Source organism: Streptomyces sp. NPDC088254 (genome assembly GCF_044740925.1).
GTDB lineage: Bacteria > Actinomycetota > Actinomycetes > Streptomycetales > Streptomycetaceae > Streptomyces.
In genome coordinates, this window is sequence record NZ_JBIURQ010000012.1 from 322,321 (window position 1) to 339,704 (window position 17,384).

Annotated in this window: 12 protein-coding genes; 3 read left to right on the forward strand and 9 right to left on the reverse strand. The window is 72.1% G+C overall.

Features of this window, described 5'->3' with window-relative positions:
- Positions 1–98: 98 nt before the first annotated feature.
- The 6 genes from ACIOC0_RS32480 to ACIOC0_RS32505 form a co-directional block, all read right to left on the reverse strand.
- Entirely contained in the window at positions 99–1,067 is a 969-nt protein-coding gene (locus ACIOC0_RS32480; RefSeq protein ID WP_402159315.1) for a PfkB family carbohydrate kinase, read from the reverse strand.
- A gap of 88 nt (positions 1,068–1,155) precedes the next feature.
- Positions 1,156–2,376: a methionine adenosyltransferase gene (metK, locus tag ACIOC0_RS32485; RefSeq protein ID WP_402159316.1), complete on the reverse strand. Its 1,221-nt coding sequence runs from the start codon at positions 2,374–2,376 to the stop codon at positions 1,156–1,158.
- 34 nt (positions 2,377–2,410) lie between these two features.
- Entirely contained in the window at positions 2,411–3,808 is a 1,398-nt protein-coding gene (locus tag ACIOC0_RS32490; protein WP_402159317.1) for a lyase family protein, read from the reverse strand.
- The gene (locus tag ACIOC0_RS32495) at positions 3,805–5,775 is read right to left on the reverse strand and encodes an FAD/NAD(P)-binding protein (protein WP_402159318.1); all 1,971 of its coding nucleotides are present in this window, start codon (positions 5,773–5,775) and stop codon (positions 3,805–3,807) included. Before ACIOC0_RS32495 ends, ACIOC0_RS32490 begins: the two co-directional genes overlap by 4 nt.
- Before the next feature lie 44 nt (positions 5,776–5,819).
- On the reverse strand, positions 5,820–6,833 hold the full coding sequence (locus tag ACIOC0_RS32500; RefSeq protein WP_402159319.1) for a methyltransferase: 1,014 nt from the start codon (positions 6,831–6,833) through the stop codon (positions 5,820–5,822).
- Positions 6,834–6,835: 2 nt separating this feature from the next.
- A complete protein-coding gene (locus ACIOC0_RS32505) occupies positions 6,836–8,554 on the reverse strand; it encodes a class I adenylate-forming enzyme family protein (RefSeq protein WP_402159320.1) in 1,719 nt (572 codons plus the stop codon).
- Between the two features lie 227 nt (positions 8,555–8,781).
- On the opposite strand from ACIOC0_RS32505, the gene ACIOC0_RS32510 reads away from it, so the two are divergent.
- Complete coding sequence (locus tag ACIOC0_RS32510) at positions 8,782–10,488, forward strand: FAD-dependent monooxygenase (RefSeq protein ID WP_402159321.1); 1,707 nt, start codon at positions 8,782–8,784, stop codon at positions 10,486–10,488.
- 139 nt (positions 10,489–10,627) lie between these two features.
- Positions 10,628–11,500 carry a BTAD domain-containing putative transcriptional regulator gene (locus tag ACIOC0_RS32515; protein ID WP_402159322.1) on the forward strand — a complete coding sequence of 291 codons (873 nt, stop codon included), beginning with the start codon at positions 10,628–10,630 and terminating at the stop codon, positions 11,498–11,500.
- A 285-nt stretch (positions 11,501–11,785) separates the two neighbouring features.
- Here ACIOC0_RS32515 and ACIOC0_RS32520 read toward each other — a convergent pair whose 3' ends face one another.
- The 3 genes from ACIOC0_RS32520 to ACIOC0_RS32530 form a co-directional block, all read right to left on the reverse strand.
- Positions 11,786–13,294 carry an MFS transporter gene (locus ACIOC0_RS32520; protein WP_402159323.1) on the reverse strand — a complete coding sequence of 503 codons (1,509 nt, stop codon included), beginning with the start codon at positions 13,292–13,294 and terminating at the stop codon, positions 11,786–11,788.
- A 631-nt stretch (positions 13,295–13,925) separates the two neighbouring features.
- Positions 13,926–14,732, reverse strand: a complete 807-nt coding sequence (locus tag ACIOC0_RS32525; protein WP_402159324.1) for an SDR family NAD(P)-dependent oxidoreductase — start codon at positions 14,730–14,732, stop codon at positions 13,926–13,928.
- A 126-nt stretch (positions 14,733–14,858) separates the two neighbouring features.
- Positions 14,859–15,485, reverse strand: a complete 627-nt coding sequence (locus ACIOC0_RS32530; RefSeq protein ID WP_402159325.1) for a cupin domain-containing protein — start codon at positions 15,483–15,485, stop codon at positions 14,859–14,861.
- Between the two features lie 223 nt (positions 15,486–15,708).
- On the opposite strand from ACIOC0_RS32530, the gene ACIOC0_RS32535 reads away from it, so the two are divergent.
- Positions 15,709–17,382 carry an FAD-binding oxidoreductase gene (locus ACIOC0_RS32535; RefSeq protein ID WP_402159326.1) on the forward strand — a complete coding sequence of 558 codons (1,674 nt, stop codon included), beginning with the start codon at positions 15,709–15,711 and terminating at the stop codon, positions 17,380–17,382.
- The last annotated feature ends 2 nt before the right edge of the window (positions 17,383–17,384 follow it).

The following is a 17,384-nucleotide window of genomic DNA, read 5'->3' on the forward strand; positions in this document are numbered from 1 at the left end:
ACGACTCGAGGATAGGCATGTAAAGTTTTCGACGTCAAACGGAATGGTGATTGATAATTAATTCGGTCAGCCGGCCGGTTCTTTTTTCGGCTGGGAATTCAGAGCGGTAACCTGGCGGCTATTTGATCCGCGGCGTCCGGGCCGTAGGCGCACCGGAGGCGGGCCGACAGCCGGTCCCGGACCAGCGGGTAGCCCTGGGCGTCGGGCGACTCGAGAGCGGCCGCGGCCAGGGCGCACCCGAGCTGCGCCGCGCGCTCGGCGCACCAGCCCCAGACGGCACCCGCCAGAAAACCGGCGCGGAACGCCTCGGCGGTCCCCGACGGATCGCCCTCCCGCGCCGCGCTTACCGCCTCGACACCGGCCGCGGGGCGCCCGCGCCGCGCGATGGCCACCCCCCGCAGCCCGCGTGTGACGACCCAGGTTCCCACCCGGCCGAGCAGTTCCGCCTCGCCCCACCCGGTGAGTTCACGCAGCAGCGGCACGTCGAACTCGTCCGTGAACGCGTAGCGGGCCCCGTCGACGAGTTGGCGTGCCTGCCGGCCGGTGAGGCGGGACAGCCGGTCGCCGGGGTCGGCAGCGAAGGGGATGCCGAGCCGTCTGCACTCCTCGGTGTGCCGCACCATGGCCTCGACGTCCCCCGCCGTCACCACCACCAGACCCAGCCCGCCGATGCGGCGTGCGGCCGGCAGCAGGGTGATGTGCCGGGACTCCGTCTGCGCACCGTCGTACGACAGCCTGAGCCGGCCGTCCCCCGCGTCCCTGATCTCCACCGCCCGCGCCGTGTCCAGGACCTCGCTGACGCGCACGAGTTCGAGATCGACGCCGTACGACAGCAGGGAGCGGCCGTAGTCGGCGAAGTCCTTGCCGACCGCCCCGGCCAGCAGCGGGCGCAGGGCGAGACGCCCCAGTCCCACGGCGATGTTGGCGCCTGCCCCGCCCCGGCGCACCCGCAGGGTCTCGGCCCGCACCGCGGCGGCGCCGCGGCCCAGCGCCGGGCCGTCGGTGAGCCGGCCCGCGACGGTCAGCACCTGGTCGGTCGCGATGGCACCGGTAACGGCTATACGCATGGTGATCAATTCCTAGGGAGCCTGGCCCGTCAGGAGGCGACGACGCGGCCCCGGACCACGAGGTCCGGGGCCGGGTTCGGGTGGACGGTTACCGCCGGGCGGCCCGGCGCAGTGCATCGACGCGGTCGGTGCGCTCCCACGTGAAGTCGGGGAGTTCGCGGCCGAAGTGCCCGTAGGCGGCCGTCTGGGCGTAGATCGGGCGCAGCAGGTCCAGGTCGCGGATGATTGCGGCCGGGCGCAGGTCGAAGACCTCCGTAACGGCCTTCTCGATGGCGGCCTGCGGGACGGTGGCGGTCCCGAAGGTCTCGACGAAGAGACCGACGGGTTCGGCCTTGCCGATGGCGTAGGCGACCTGCACTTCGCACCGGGATGCGAGGCCGGCGGCGACGACGTTCTTGGCGACCCAGCGCATCGCGTAGGCGGCGGAACGGTCGACCTTGGAGGGGTCCTTGCCGGAGAAGGCGCCACCACCGTGGCGGGCCATGCCGCCGTAGGTGTCGATGATGATCTTGCGGCCGGTGAGGCCGGCGTCGCCCATCGGGCCGCCGATCTCGAAGCGGCCGGTGGGGTTGACCAGCAGCCGGTAGTCCTCGGTCTCCAGCTTCAGGCCCTCCTGGGCCAATTCGTCCAGCACGTGCTCGACGACGTGCTCGCGCACGTCGGGGGTGAGCAGGGAGTCCAGGGCGATGTCACTGGCGTGCTGCGAGGAGACGACGACGGTGTCCAGGCGTTTGGGCTTGCTGCCCAGGTACTCGATGGTGACCTGGGTTTTGCCGTCCGGGCGCAGGTAGGGCACTGTCCCGTCGCGCCGCACCTCCGAGAGGCGGCGCGACAGGCGGTGAGCGAGGTGGATGGGCAGCGGCATGAGGCTGGGCGTCTCGTCGCAGGCGTAACCGAACATCAGACCCTGGTCGCCGGCGCCCTGGAGGGCCAGCCGGTCCTCCTCCAACGACGAGGAGCCGTCCACCCGCCGTTCGTGGGAGGTGTCGACGCCCTGGGCGATGTCGGGGGACTGGGCTCCGATCGAGACGGACACGCCGCAGGAGGCGCCGTCGAAGCCCTTGGCGGAGGAGTCGTAGCCGATCTCGAGGACGGCTTCGCGCACGAGGGTGGGGATGTCGGTGTACGCGCTGGTGGTGACCTCGCCCGCGACATGGACCTGACCGGTGGTGATCAGGGTCTCCACCGCGACGCGGGCCGTGGGGTCCTGGGTGAGGAGGGCGTCGAGGATCGTGTCGCTGATACGGTCGGCGATCTTGTCGGGATGGCCTTCGGTGACCGATTCCGAGGTGAAGAGCCGGGCAGACATGAGAACTCCTGGGGTCGGGGCGACGGGGCGTGGATCAGGGTTTGCGCTGACGTTCCAGGGCGTGGTCCACCAGGGAGGCGGCCGCGCCCGTGTACGTGGCGGGATCGAGCAGATCAGCCAGTCCCGCGGGGCTCAATGCGGGCCCGACAAGCGGGTGTTCGGCAAGGACGTCGGCCAGGGGCCGTCCGGTGCGCGCGGCGGTCTCGGCCGACTCGGACAGCAGCCGCTTGGCCGTGGCCTTGCCGAACTCGGGCGTCAGGACCGCGACGATCCGCTCGGACGACATCAGGGCACCGGTCGCGGCCGCGTTGGCCCGCATCCGCTCTCCGTGGACGACAAGCCCCTCGCACAGCTCGACGGCGGTGTGCGAGGCGCCGCCCGCCAGCCGCAGACACTCCCGCAGCAGCAGCCATTCGGCGTGCCAGACGCCGCCTGAGCGCTCGTCCTCGGTCACCAGACACTGCGTCAGCGCGCCCGACAGCGCGGGAACCTGGAGCGCGGCCGAGCGGATCAGGGTGGTCAGCACCGGATTGCGTTTGTGCGGCATGGCCGAGGAGGCGCCGCGCCCGGCCACCGGCGGCTCGGCGACTTCACCGACCTCGGTACGGCCCATCGACTGCACGTCCACGGCGATCTTTCCCAACGCCCCGGTCACGAAGGCCAGGGCCGCGGCCGCATCGGCGACGGGGGAGCGCAACGCGTGCCAGGGCAGCGGGGCAGTGGCCAGCCCGGTCTCGGCCGCGAACGCCTTCGACAGCGCCGCTGCGTACGCAGCCGGCGCGCCGTCCACCGCCGAGTACTCCAGATAGCCGGCCAGCGTTCCTGCCGCACCGCCGAGCGAGACGGGCAGCCGGCCGTCGAGCAGCCGGGCCACGCGGTCGGCCGCCTCGAGTACCAGCAGGCCCCAGCCGGCGGCCTTCAGCCCGAAAGTGATCGGAACGGCGTGCAGGGTCAACGTCCGCCCCGCCATCAGGGTGTCCCGATGCCGCTGCGCCAGCCGGTCCAGGGCCGCCGCGGTGCGCAGCAGGTCGGCGTGCACCAGGCGCAGCGCCCGGTCGCAGACCAGCATGGCGCCGGTGTCGAAGATGTCCTGACTGGTCGAGCCACGGTGCACGTAGTCCGCCGCCTCCGGGTTCTCCTCGGCGACGACCGCGGTGAAGGCGCGGACCAGGCCCACCACCGGGTTGGCGCTCTCCCGGGCGGCGACGGCGAGCCGGCGCAGGTCGATCCGCTCGGCGCGGGCGGCCCGGGTGATCGCCGCGGCGGCCCACGCCGGCAGGGTGCCGAGCCCGGCCTGGGCGCGTGCCAGCGCCGCCTCCGCGTCCAGCATCGCCTGGAGCCAGGCCTCGTCACCGACCGCCCGCTCCACCGGGGTGCCCGCCCGCACCGGGGAGAGCAGCCCGGAGTCCAGTCCCGCCGGATTGCCCGTCATGCGGGTGCCTCCGTCAGCGTCCGGCCCGAACGGCCCGCGGAGGCGTCCGCGGCGGCGGGGGCGAGGGCCAGGACCGCCCGCGCGATGGCGTCGGAGTCGCCCAGCGTCACCGAGTTCACGCCGGGTCTGATGCCGGCCGCGGTCACCCAGTGCACCGCCTCCGTCGGCACCCCGTACGCGAAGCGCCGCGGATGGCTGCGGCCGTAGGCGTCGACCAGGTGGTACGGGCGCTCGGTGACCTCGAGCCCGCCCGTCTCGTAACTCGTGCCGCACGCACCGGGAATGCGGAACGGACGGCACTGCCCGCTGGACAGCAGCCCGCGCAGCAGCGGATCGGCGGTCCGGCGCACGTCGGGCTCCGGCAGGCGCGCCTCCACCAGCACCCGGGCGTGCACCGGGGCACCCCCCACGTCGTCCGACTCGGCGAGGAACGCTCCCGCCGCGCAGTCGATGCGCAACCGCATGCCCGGACCGATCAGGTCCAGGACACCCGCCTCGAGCAACGCGATCAGCTCCTCGACGCGTGACGAGGGCGGCCCGATCGACAGGAAGGCGTTCAGCGGGGTGTACCAGCCCTCCACCTCGTCCCGGTAGGAGGCGCCGTCCAGCCCGCCGTGGTCGAGGGCGAGCCGCACCTCGTTGCGCAGGTCGCGCAGCGCGTCCAGCGCCGCCTTGAGAGGCCCGCTCACGTTGCCCGCCCGGGCCTCGCGCACGTCGGCGCGCAGATGCTCCAGCATCCAGCGGCGGAACTCCGCCCGGTCGGCGAACTCCAGGTCACCCTGCGGACGGAAGATCCGCTCCCAGTCCCACCGCTCACCGCGCGGGATGCGGTACGAGTCGAGCAGCCTCTCGGTGTGGACGGCACCCTCGGGCAGCGAGACGAACCGTTCCACGAACTCCTCCCGTTCGGCCTCCCGGCCCCGGGCGCTCAGCAGCGCCCCGTAGAAGACGCTCTCCACCTCCCGGGCGATCAGCGGCCACAGGTCGGTGCCGAAGTACACCCGCTCACCGTCCACCGCGCGCTCCCGCAGCGCCGCCACCACCTCCTCGGTCAGCATGCGCGGCTCGTGACGGCCGTGCGCGCCCTTCTCATTGGCACCGCGGGCGTGGTACGGGATGCCGCGCCGTGAGCCCGCGACGATCCGCGGCTCGCGGCCGGAAGGGCGGTAGACGAGATGTCCGCCGACGCGGTCGAAGCGGCCGCCGCGCCCCACGGTGAGCAGGGCCATGTGGTCGAAGAAGTTCAGGCCCAGCCCGCGCAGCAGCACGGTCTCACCGGACCGCACGTCCGACAGGTCCAGGTCCGCCGGGTTGGCCGGCAGCACGTGCAGCAGCCCGTGGGCCCGCGCGCGCTGCGAGAACAGGCGCTGGGGCGGGGAGACGGAGGTCGGCACGTGTCCCTGGGAGAGTACGACCGCATCGAGGCCGTCGAGGACCATCCCGTCGGACAGGACGACCTGCTGCGCGCCGTCCTCGGGCCGTTCCCGCAGGGCCACGGCCCGGGCCTGGTGCACCCGCACCCGCACGTGCGAAGGGGCGTGGGACACCACCCGGGCGAAGACGTCCTCCAGATAGCGGCCGTAGAAGGCGCGGGTCGGGTAGTCGTCCGGGCCGAGCCGACGCGCCTCGGCAAGCACGGCCTCGTCGTACAGCGGCGCCTTGCGGGGCCCGTCGCCGAGCGTGCGCGCCCACTCGTACAGGCTGGGGCCCGGCTCGACCGGGCCGTCCATCTCCACGCTGGCATCGGTGAACACGGTCACCTGTGAGGCCACGGTGTTCATCAGCAGCACACGAGGCTGTCCGGTACGCCACACTCGTCCGGCACCGGGACGGTAGGGGTCGACGACGTGCACGGTGACCACCCGGTGAGCGGGTGCCAAGCGTTCGTTGGCGCACAGCCGCTCCAGGACCGACAGACCGCGCGGTCCCGCACCGACGAGGCACAGGTCGAGGTCGCCGCTGGGCATAGGGGTACTCCATGGGTGTCGAGAGCCGGGAGACGGGGATTGGCTCATACCGGTGCGGCGATCAGCAGACTCGTCTCGAGGGCGAGGGAGCGCATGCTCTCCAGGCGCAGGCCCGCGGCGCCCAGGACGGAGCGGTACCCGTCGAGGGCGCGCTCGCGGCCGCCCGCGGCCATCAGCAGGTGCAGGTCCCACAGCAGCGGCAGCACGGGTGCCGAGCCGTCGGTGGCGACGACCCTCTCCAGCACCAGCAGCCGTCCCGTATCCGCCATGGCCTCGCGGATGTTGGCGAGGAGCGTCACGCACCGTTCGTCGTCCCAGTCCTGGAGCACCCGGGACAGCAGATAGACGTCGTGGCCCGCGGGGACCTTGTCGAAGACGTCGCCCGCGACGGTCTCGTAGCGGTGGGCGTCGACGGTGGCGCTCAGGTGCCGCTCGGCCACCGGCAGCATGTGCGGCAGGTCGAAGACGGTCCCCGTCAGGTGCGGGTGGGCCCGGAGCACGGCCGACAGCAGCAGGCCGCTGCCGCCCGCCACGTCGACCACGGTTTGCGCCCGCGTGAAGTCGAAAGCCGCCGCGGCCTCGGGGAAGAACACGTTGCCGGCGTTCATGGCGCGCAGGAACCGCGGCCCGGCGTCGGGCTCATCGCGCAGATAGGCGTGCAGCGAGGTGCCGAAGGCGTGCTGGAAGCCCGAGGTCCCCGTGCGGATCGCGGGGACCACCGCACCCCAGGCGCGGTGGAACTCCTCCCCGTACAGCAGCACCATGTCGCGCATGGACTGCTCACCGTCGGCGACGAGGAGCGCGCCGACATCGGTGAGCCCGTAGCCGCCCTCCTCGTCGCCGCTGAACACGCCGAGCGCGGCGAGCAGCCGCAGCAGCCGGGCAAGGCTGTCCTCGTTGGCGCCGGTGCGTTCGGCCAGTGCCTGGACGGTGCGGTGTCCGGCGGCGATGTGGTCGGGCAGGGACAGCGAGGCCGCCGCGTGCAGGGCCTGGGCCCGCCAGGTGCCGGTGATCAGATCGACCACCTGACGTGCCGCCGTCTTCTCGGTACCGGGCATGATCAGGCCTTCCGTACGGGGGAGGACACGGCGAGCGCGGGGTCGCCGGTGCGGGACAGGACGGTGCGCAGACGTTCGCGCAGCAGGCGCTTGAGGACCTTGCCCGTCACCCCCACGGGGAGTTCGGAGCGGTCGGCGGCCAGTAGCAGCCCGCCGAGCGTCGCCAGGCCCTCGCGGGCCAGGGCCGCGTTGCACGAGGCGAGCAGCCGGGCCGCGTCGTGGTCCTCGCCGTCGGCGAACAGGACGACCGCCAGGGCACCGGAGTGCCCAGGGGAGTGGGGATCGTCGACCGCGACGACCGCCGTGTCCAGCGCCTGCGTCGCGAGCAGGACGACCTCCTCGACGGGAAGGCTGTACACGGGCCCGCTGACGGTGTGGATCACATCGGGGGTGCGGTCCAGGTGGTACCAGGTGCCGTCGCTGTCGCGGCGCATGATGTCACCGGTGAGGAAGTACCCGTTGACCGTCGCCTCCGCGGTCAGGTCGGGCTCGTCCAGGTAGCCGGCGGTGATGCTGGGTGTCTGCACACCGAGCCGGCCCGCCTGGCCGTCGGGCAGTTCACGGCCCTGCTCGTCGAGCACGGCCGCCTTGCGAACCACCTTGGCGGGCGAACCGATATGGCGTGCGTACCGGGTCGTCTCGGGCGTGTACGCCTGCTTGAACAGCACCATCCCCATCTCCGACGATCCGAGTCCGTCGAGGTAGCGGGAGCCGTCCAGCACCTTGCCGTTCTCGGTGCGCCGGCCCAGCGCGATCAACGGTCGGATGTGCCGCTCGTGGGACGCGTCACCCATGCCGTGCCAGGTGTGGAGGTGCCGTGCGGCCTCCGGGCTGATCTTCTCGGTGGGTATCTCGGCCAGGGTGAGCGGGAAGGCCAGCACGGTGGTGGGGTGGAACAGGTCGACCGCCCGCGCCACGGCTTCGCCGCTCGGCTCGTCCAGGATCAGTGTCGGGATGCCGAGCAGGATCGCAAGGCTGAGGTAGCTGATGCCGGCCGAGTGGCTGTGCGGCAGCGCCGTCAGCAGCCGGTCGGAGCGCAGCGAGGGAAAGGACCACAGCCGCTCCCGCTTGCCCGCGAAGAACGAACCGTGGTGAAACACCGGGGCCTTGGGCCGGCCGGTGGTGCCCGACGAGTGCGAGATCATGATCAAGTCCTCGGCGGCGTGCCGGTACGGGAAACCGGGCATCGGCCGGGGCGGCGGCGGAGCACTGACGGCGAGCGAGGCGATGTCCGCGACCTCGGGCGTGTCCTTCCCCGGCGCGTCCGCCTCCCAGGCGTCGGCGAGGCCCTTGAGGAGGTCGCCGTCACCTACCAGCACCGTGGTCCGGGTGCGCAGGAAGTACTCGGCCGCCGTCGCCGCGGCCATCCTGGGGTTGCAGTGCACGGCGGCGGCACCGAGCGACGTGATGGCGATGTGGTGGATCAGGCCGAGCAGCCCGTCACGGGTGTGCAGGCCCACATGCGCTCCGGGCCGCACCCCCCGCCCCCGGTACCAGTGGGCGTAACGGATCACGGCGACGCGCACGTCGTCCAGGGACATCGCTTCCGGCGCGCCCGTCGCCCAGCGGGGGGAGGACACGTCGGGGTGGAACAGCAGCGGACGGTCCCGGTCGCGGGCGATGCGCCACGCGTGCCAGAAGAAATTTCCCGCCCCCAGATCCCGGTCGGCGTGAAGGCGCAGGCGTTGCGCGACGGACCTGTGGGTGCCGAGCAGGAACATAGGAATACCTCACACTCCGCAGTGATGCGCCGAATTCTCCGGTCACCGGTGAGACATCGCGGCCCGTGATACCCCAGCGGTCGATAAACGTTCGTGGCGGAGTCTCCAACCGGCTGCTAAAGAGCCGATGGAAAAGCCGTCCCGGTCGCCGATCTTGCTTCGTTCTTCAGAGCGGGTTGCAACGATCGCACCGGTTCGATCGAGCGAAGGCTGGAGGCCGCGTCAGGATGGACGACCTGCTGACAACCCCGGTCGCCGTGATCGGCGGCGGTCCGGTCGGATTGATGCTCGCGCTGTTGCTGGACCGGCAGGGAGTTCCCTGCGTGGTCGTCAACTCCCAGCCGGGCGTGCACGATCAACCGCGCGGCAGCACCCACAACGCTCGGACGATGGAGCACTACCGCACCCTGGGACTGGCCGAGCGGATCCGCGGACTGGGTCTTCCCGCCGGGCACTCGGCCGGCATCTCCTTCTTCACCCGCTACAACGCGCACGAACTGGCCCTGCTGCCCTGGCCGGGCAGCGGCGAGGTACTGCGCCGGCGGATGGCCGCCGACCGCACGGACCCGTCCCCCGAACCGATGCACCGGGCCAACCAGATGTACGTCGAGCGCCTCCTGCTCGACCACGCCCGCACCCGGCCCCGCATCACCCTGTGCTACGGCTGGACGGTCACCGCCCTGCACGAGAGCGCGGAGCACGTCGACGTCGTGGCCGAAGGCGACGGCACCCGGCGCCTGTTCCGGGCGGCGTTCGTCGCGGGCTGCGACGGCGGTCACAGCCTGGTCCGACGCCACCTGGGCATCCGCTACGAGGGAGAGGGCACCCTCGAGCAGGACATCCTCGGACGCCGCTCCACCGCCGCCCACCTGCGCGTGCCCACGCTGTACCGAGACTTCCTGCGCGATCGCGGCGCATGGAGCAACTGGGTCGTCAACGCCGACCTCGCGCTGAACCTGATCGCGCTCAACGGCGTGGACGAGTTCTTCCTGCTCACCAGCTCCGTCGACCCGGACACGGTGACCGACGCCGAACTGGTGCGCCTCGTGCAGCGGGCGGTGGGCGAGCCCTTGCCGGTCGAGGTGCTCAGCCACCGGCCCTGGACCGCAGGCGCGGCGCTGGTCGCCGAGTCGTTCGGCATGGGCCGCATCCGCCTCGCCGGTGACGCCGCGCACCTGTTCACACCCAACGGCGGCTTCGGTATGAACACCGGCGTGGACGACGCCGCCAACCTCGCCTGGAAACTCGCGGCGGCCGTGCAGGGCTGGGCGGGCCCGGACCTCCTCGACACCTACGGCGTCGAGCGTCGACCCGTCGCCCTGCGCAACACCTCGGCGGCCCGCACCCTCGGCCAGGGACTCGGCGCCGTCGGCCGGCCCGCCTGGCTGGAAGCGGACTCCGCATCGGGCGAGGCCGCCCGGGTCAAGACCGGAGCGGAACTGGCCGAGTACGGGATGCGCACCCTGGACACCCTCGGGGTGCAGCTGGGCGCCCGCTACGACGGCTCCCCGATCATCGTCGGGGACGGCTCCGAGCCGGTGCCCGACTCCTTCGCCGCGTACACGCCCTGTGCCGTGCCGGGCGGCCGCGCACCTCATCTGTGGCTCGACGACCGCCGCACGGAGGGCAGTTCGCTGTTCGACCGGTTCGGCCCCGGCTTCACGTTGCTGCGGCTCGGCCCGCGTCCGCCGCGAACGGAACGGACCGAGGCGGCGGCGCATGCCCGGGGCGTGCCGCTGCGGACCCTGACGCTCGACGATCCGCTCGCGCGGGAACTGTACGAACGTGATCTGGTGCTGATCCGTCCCGACCAGCACGTCGCATGGCGGGCCGACCGGGAGCCCGGTGACCCCGGGGCGCTCCTGGCGCAGGTCACCGGCCGGCCGCGCGAGACGGCGGCGAGCTCACCGGTCCCGGCCCGCGGGCGGTGGTGAACAAGCGCTGAACAGGTCCCCATGACGGGACCGGCACGGCTTGAGCGACGGTAGAATCCGCGCGTATCGCAACGTTTGACCGGGTATTTCAGCGGGACGACCTTCCGCCGGCCCGCCCGGGCAACGATGGGGGAATGACATGGAGTTTCGCGTTCTCGGCCCTCTGCACGTGTGTGACGACGAAGGCAGCCACAGAACCCCGACTGCGCCGAAACAACGGCAACTGCTGTCACTCCTCGCGCTCAACTCGAACCACGTCGTGTCCGTGGCGCAGATTGTCGAGGAGATATGGGAGTACCGTCCGCCGTCGAGCGCGGTTGCGGCGGTGCACACCTACGTCATGCAGCTGCGCCGCTTCCTGGACGGGGCCCGGCGCGGCCCGGGACGCACCCCCGGCCGGCTGCAGACCCGCGACCAGGGGTACCTGCTGAAGCTGAACGCCGGTGAACTGGATCTCGATCGCTACGAGCAGCAGGTGCGGGCCGCCCGCGCCACCCTGGACGCCGGCGAATACGCCGAGGCCACCGAGCAGTTGCGCGCCGCCGAGATGATGTGGACGGGGCCGATGCTTGTGGACGTCCCCACGGGTCCGCTGCTCCGGGCCGCCATCGAGGTCGTCGAGCGTGACCGGCTCGACGCTGTTCCGCAGCGGCTGGGCGCCGAACTGCGGCTCGGGAGGCACCATGAGATCCTCGGCGAACTGACCGCGCTGGTCCACCAGTACGGCACCCACGAGGACCTCGTCGCGCACCTCATGCTCGCCCTGTACCGGTCGGGCAGGCAGGCTGACGCGTTGCTGGCCTACCACCGGCTGCGGGCCCGGCTGCGTGAGGAACTCGGCACCAAACCGTCGGCGCGGCTGCAACGCCTGCACACGCGCATGCTCTCCGGGGACCAACGCCTGGAGCCCCCCTCGAGCTCGTGCTCCAGGCAGTCGCTCAACCTGCTGGCCGAGCGCACCGTTTCCACCTCCCGTGGCCCGGTAGGCGACGACGGGCTGGTCCTGGTCTGACGGCCCTGCGGGGGAACCGGCGGCGCGGGACGCGTTGTCCGGGCCGCCCGCGGCACGCCCTCCGCACGCGGGGTTCTCGGCAGGGTGATCCCACGCGGTCCGCGAGCCGGTCAACGGGTGTCAAGGTGACCGGAGCCCCCGCCTGGCCCGCCCACGGGCGCAGGTGAACCGGTCGGCGGGAACCGTGCAGTACGAGGACGTCTACTGCTCCGTCACGTCCGCGGCCCCGAGGGCGTCGCCGTCGGACTGGTCGAGGCAGCCGGCTGACAGCTGCCGCGGAACCCTTCAGGCACCGGTTCGCACACGCCAGGGCTGGGGCCGGGGCCGGACGGGTTCGCACGCCGACCGCGTCGTCCAAGTGGACGGCGCGAGACCGGCCGTGGCCTGTGCGCGGCGGACCGGGCCGTGCGGGCGGCGGCCAGGCAGGCAGATCAGGGCGCCCACCAGGGCCGGCCCCATCAGCACGGCTGCCGCCCCGAACGCTTGCCCCGCCCCGGCGGCCACGCCGGTGCCATGGCCGCACACCGCCACCGCGAGCACCGTGCCCAGCGCGGTCCCGAACTGTCCTGCGCACTGCACCAGGCCCGCCGCCAGCCCCGCGCCGCTGTCCCGGAACCGGGCCAGCGCCACGACCTCGCACGACATCCAGATCAACGGAAGCCCCGCACCGGCCAGAACCAGCCCCGGCAGCATGCCCGAGACGTACCCCGAGGCGTGCGAGCGCGCGGCCAGCGTCCACAGGCCCGCCCCGAGGAGCAGACAGCCGAGCGCGCACGGAAGGCGGGCACCGTACCGGGTGAGCAGCGCGCTGCAGGCCCGGCCCACGACGAAGATGCCCCCGACCATCGGGAGCAGGGCGACTCCGGCGGCCAGCGCACCGAACCCGTAGGTGTCACGCAGCCGCATGCCGCCGAGGAAGGCGACGGGCGCGGCGGCCGTGGACACCAGCAGGATGCCGGCCGCGCCGCACACCAGGTTCCGGTCGCGGAGCAGGGACGGGGGCAGCAGCGGGTGCGGACATCTGCGCTGCCGGTGTGCGAAGAAGGCTGCCAGCGCCGACGCGGCGAGCGCGGCGTACGCCGTGTACCGGTCCACGCCGTGAGCAGCCGGCCGGACCAGGGCGTACACGGCCGCGAGCAGAGCGCCGGTCAGCGCGGCGGCCCCGGCCAGGTCGAGGCGGGCCCCGCGGGTGCGGGGCGGATCAGGCAGCGGGGTGCGGCGGGACACCACCAGGGCGATGATGATCACGGGTACGTTGAGCCAGAAGGCCCACCGCCAGTCGAGGCCGCTGACCACGAGGCCGCCGCACATTACACCGGCCACCGAGCCGACGCCGCCCGCGCCCGCCCACACCGCCAGGGCCCGGGCGCGCTGCTGCGGTGCGGCCGCCGTCACCAGGAGCGACATCGCGGCGGGCACGAAAACGGCCGCCGCCAGCGCCTGCCCGGCGCGGGCGGTGACGAGGAGCGGGCCGCTGGGGGCGGCGCCGCACAGGGCCGAGGCCACGGCGAAGGCGCCCATGCCGTGCAGGAAGAGACGCCGGGCCCCGGCCAGGTCCGCCAGCCGGCCGCCCAGCAGTTGGAGCCCGCCCACCAGCAGCACGTATATGTTGGTCACCCATTGCACGGCGTCGAGCGACATCGACAGGTCGCGCCGGATGTCGCTGAGCGCGAGCGTCACGATGCCGGAGTCGGCGTTGGCGAGCAGCGGAGCGAGGACGGCCAGGGCGAGCAGCCGGCGGTCCAGCGGGGGCGCTGCGCGGTCGCGTGTGCGAGCAGGGGCGGCCAAGGCCATGACGACTCCAGGGAGTTGACATCGATGCCGCCGCGCCGGCCCCCGAGCGGGGGTGGACGGGAAGAGGCGGCCCGCGGCCTGCCGCTCGGATCGGCGCGGATCAGGCGGCGGGTCCTGATGCGGGCGGGCACGGCGCAAGGCCATGCGCAGTGGCGGCCTGCGGCGACGCGGCAGGCGGCCGGGGCGGCGAGAGCGGCGATCCGAACGAGTGGCGGCCCTGGGGCCGCGAGACGTCACGGCGGGCAGGACAGGGAAAAGCGGAGAAGCCGGCGGGGTGCGCGCGACGGCTGGGCGCTGCGGCGGCACTCAGGAACCAGCGGGACACGGCGAAGGCGTGCGGGGGAGCAGGCCGGGCGCCGCGGAGTTCCGTCCTCCGACGGTGTCGTCGTGAAGCCGGGTCGGGAAGCGGACGGAACTCCTGTGGTCCCCCGGGGGGGCGTCGGTGGGTCAGCTGTAGGTCGCTCCAGGAGGCGACAGCAGCGGACAGCACCGCCAGCGGAGCCGGCGGCCCGCGCAGATCAGGTCACCGCACACCGCCGACGGCCGTGGTGCGTCGTACACCCGGCCGCAGTGCGGCGGCCGGGCACGGGCGGAGGGGCCGGGTTTCGCCGGCCCTCCCGCACGGTGGTGCTCAGAGCTCCTTGAGGAGTCCACCGTCCACGACGAACTCGGCCCCCGTGGTGCTGCCGGAGCGCGGCGACGCCAGCAGCACGACGGCGTCGGCCACCTCCTGCGGCTCGACGAACCGGCCCGTGGCCAGGTTCAGCATCTCCGGGACGACGCTGTTGATGACGTTGTCCTTGTCGGTGCCGGCCTGGGAGGCGATCATGTCGGCGACGCCGCCCTCGTCGGTCCACCACGGCGTGCGCACCACACCGGGGGACACCGTGTTCACGCGGATGCCCTGGGGGGCGAACTCGCCCGAGAGCACCTTGGTGATGTTGCTCAGGGCGGCCTTCGCGGCACCGTAGTCGACGTTGATCGGCGAGGGCTGCCGGGCGTTGCCGGAGGAGATGTTCACGATCGCGCCACCGCCGCGCTGCTGCAGGTGCGGGATGGCGGCACGGATGGCACGCACGGCCGAGAACAGGTTGAACTCGAACATGGCACGCCACTCCTCGTCGGAGGCATGCAGGAACGAGCCGCGGGGCAGGGTCACGCCGGGCGGAGGGCCGCCCGCGTTGTTCACCAGGATGTCGAGCCCGCCGAACTGCTCCACGGCGCGGTCGATGACCTGCGCCGGCGCGTCCTCGTCCATGAAGTCGGCCGGGACGTGCACGAGGTTCGGGCCGGCCAGCGCATCCAGCTCCGGGGTGCTCTTGCGGGACGTGGCCACGACCTTGGCGCCCTCTTCGAGGAGCGTGCGGACGATGGCCAGGCCGATGCCCTTCGAGGCACCGGTGACGACGGCGACCCGGCCGGAAAGCTGCAGATCCATAAGGTTCCTTCTCGATGGTCGGCCCCGCCCTGAGGTGAGGGAGGAGCGCGGTGCGGTGTGCTCTCGTCATGGGAAACACCGCCGTGCCCGAAGGTGTTGCAGGCGATGTCCACCGGGCCCGGGGGATCAGCGGTGCCAGCGCATGACCTCCTCCGGAAGCTCCTCCAGCTCCGCGATCTCGGACGGCTTGCGATCCATGTACCGAGGGTCGCACCCCTGGTGCCCCAGCAGCCGGGCGATCGGGGCCAGCACGGTGAACAGGGCGCGCTGCAGTGCCCAGGGGGGCGAGGTGAACCGCACCACGTCGCCGAACTCCAGCGTGGTCACCGCCTGCTGCAGCAGCCGGGGCATGCCCTCGGGCGTGGTCTTGCCGTCCTGCGCGAGCCCGAAGAGCTGGCGCAGCACCAACTGCTCGAAGCGGTCGCTGTTTGTGCGGATCTCGCAGATGTGGAAGGCCTGCTCACCGCTGCAGTTCCACCAGCGGTGCTTGATGCCGGGCTGGATGAGCACGCTCTGCCCGGGCTTGTCGAGGGTCACCTGGCGCCCGCCGATCAGGAAGGCGACCTTGCCCCGTACCAGCGTGAAGCGTTCCTCGCTCACCGGGTGCAGATGCTCCCCCGACACGGCGCCGCCGGGCTCGGAGTACACGTCCATCACGGTGCGCGCCCCGCCCGTGTGCGAGGACGGCGTTCTGATCACGACCCGCTCCCTGCACCGCGGGTTCTCGTACACCTCACCGACGCTGACCGTCACCGGCCCCGCCTCCTTCCACCATGGCGAATTCCATCTGACTCCGATGGTGGCGATCGGTGAGCGGTCCGACACTCCCCATCTTGCGGTCGTATCCCGGAATCCGCCGTTCAGGGATTCGACCGCAAGATCCGGGGTGTTTTCCGCGATGGCTGATTCGTACTGTCGCGGCGCAGGTGAACGCGTGAAGCGGTGCGCCGAAAATGGCGAGAACGGGAGACGTAGAGTGCGCGACAACAAGGGAATAGGCCGCAGGCGGTTCTTCACGACCGCCGCGGCCATGGGCGGCACGGCCGCCATGGGCGGAGCACTCGCCGGGCGGGCGGCGGCAGCGGAGCAGGAGGCCGCGACCGTCACATTCGCCCCGGTGACGGTGACGCCGGCGGACGCCCAGTACGGCGAGCTCGTGCACGGCATGAACAACCGTTACGTCGGCAGCCCCGAGGCCGTGCAGATCGTGGACGATGTCTCCCAGGTGGCAGGTGTCGTGCAGGCCGCCGTCACCGCCGGCAAACGTCTGACCGTGCGCTCCGGCGGCCACTGCCTGGAGGACTTCGTCTTCAACCCCGAGGTCCAGGTGGTGCTCGATCTGTCACAGCTCAACAACGTGTACTACGACGCCGGGCGGCGCGCGTTCGCCGTCGAGACGGGCGCCCAGCTCCTCGACGTCTACACCCTGCTCTACCAGGTGTACGGCGTCACCGTGCCCGGCGGCATCTGCTACTCCGTGGCGGCCGGCGGCCACGTCAGCGGCGGCGGCTGGGGCCTGCTGTGCCGCCAGCTCGGTCTGATCATCGACTACCTGTGCGCCGTCGAGGTGGTTGTGGTCGGCGCCGACGGCAAGGTGCGCACTGTCGTGGCGACCAACGATCCCGGCGATCCCCACCGCGAGCTGTGGTGGGCCCACGCGGGCGGCGGCGGCGGCAACTTCGGTGTCGTCACGCGCTACTGGTTCCGCACGCCCGGCGCCACCAGCACCGACCCGAAGAAGCTCCTGCCCAGGCCGCCCCGCGAGGTGTATCTGGTGGCGCAGGCCTGGCCGTGGGAGACCATGACGGAGGCGAGGTTCTCCAGGCTGGCGCAGAACTACGCGCGCTGGTTCACCGCGCACAGCGCCCCGGGCGCCCCTGAACTGGCCCTGGCCAGCTTCCTCGTGCTGACCCACAAGTCCGCCGGCCAGATCGCCATGGTCACCCAGGTCGACGCGACCGTTCCCAACGCCCGTCAGCTCCTCGATGGTTACCTTGCCGCGATCGGCGCCGGCGTCGACGTGCCGACCGTCGCCGTGACCCGCCAGTTCGCCGAGTTCGGCCCGATGGCGAGCTACGCCGAACCCCGCAAGCTGCCCTGGCTGGAGGCCACCCGCTATCTCGGCACCACCAACACCAACCTCACCGACCCGACCTACCGGCAGGAGTACAAGTCCGCTTACATGCGCGCGGCCTTCCCCGACCGCCAGCTCGCCGCGCTGTACAAGCACCTGACGCGCACGGACGTCGTCCTGCCCGGCGCCTCCGTCACCCTCAGCTCCTACGGCGGCGAGGTCAACCGGCTCGCCCCGTCGGCCACCGGCTATCCGCACCGCGAGTCGTTCTTCAAGATGATGTGGATGTCCCTGTGGAACGACCCCGCCCAGGACGCCGCCTACATCGCCTGGAACCGGCAGTGCTACGCGGAGGTCTACGCCGACACCGGCGGTGTCCCCGTGCCCAACGACGTCACCGACGGCTGCTACGTCAACTACCCGGACAACGACCTGAACGACCCGAAGTACAACACGTCGTCGACGCCCTGGCACGCTCTCTACTACAAGGGCAACTACCCGCGGTTGCAGCAGGTGAAGAAGAAGTACGACCCGACGAACTTCTTCCGCCACGCCCAGTCGGTCCGCCTGCCCTGACC

What these genes read in the sequence shown, in the direction of transcription:
- ACIOC0_RS32480 (WP_402159315.1), bottom strand. Translation starts at nt 1,067, where the DNA reads ATGCGTATAGCCGTTACCGGTGCCATCGCGACCGACCAGGTGCTGACC.
- metK (WP_402159316.1), bottom strand. Translation starts at nt 2,376, where the DNA reads ATGTCTGCCCGGCTCTTCACCTCGGAATCGGTCACCGAAGGCCATCCC.
- ACIOC0_RS32490 (WP_402159317.1), bottom strand. Translation starts at nt 3,808, where the DNA reads ATGACGGGCAATCCGGCGGGACTGGACTCCGGGCTGCTCTCCCCGGTG.
- ACIOC0_RS32495 (WP_402159318.1), bottom strand. Translation starts at nt 5,775, where the DNA reads ATGCCCAGCGGCGACCTCGACCTGTGCCTCGTCGGTGCGGGACCGCGC.
- ACIOC0_RS32500 (WP_402159319.1), bottom strand. Translation starts at nt 6,833, where the DNA reads ATGCCCGGTACCGAGAAGACGGCGGCACGTCAGGTGGTCGATCTGATC.
- ACIOC0_RS32505 (WP_402159320.1), bottom strand. Translation starts at nt 8,554, where the DNA reads ATGTTCCTGCTCGGCACCCACAGGTCCGTCGCGCAACGCCTGCGCCTT.
- ACIOC0_RS32510 (WP_402159321.1), top strand. Translation starts at nt 8,782, where the DNA reads ATGGACGACCTGCTGACAACCCCGGTCGCCGTGATCGGCGGCGGTCCG.
- ACIOC0_RS32515 (WP_402159322.1), top strand. Translation starts at nt 10,628, where the DNA reads ATGGAGTTTCGCGTTCTCGGCCCTCTGCACGTGTGTGACGACGAAGGC.
- ACIOC0_RS32520 (WP_402159323.1), bottom strand. Translation starts at nt 13,294, where the DNA reads ATGGCCTTGGCCGCCCCTGCTCGCACACGCGACCGCGCAGCGCCCCCG.
- ACIOC0_RS32525 (WP_402159324.1), bottom strand. Translation starts at nt 14,732, where the DNA reads ATGGATCTGCAGCTTTCCGGCCGGGTCGCCGTCGTCACCGGTGCCTCG.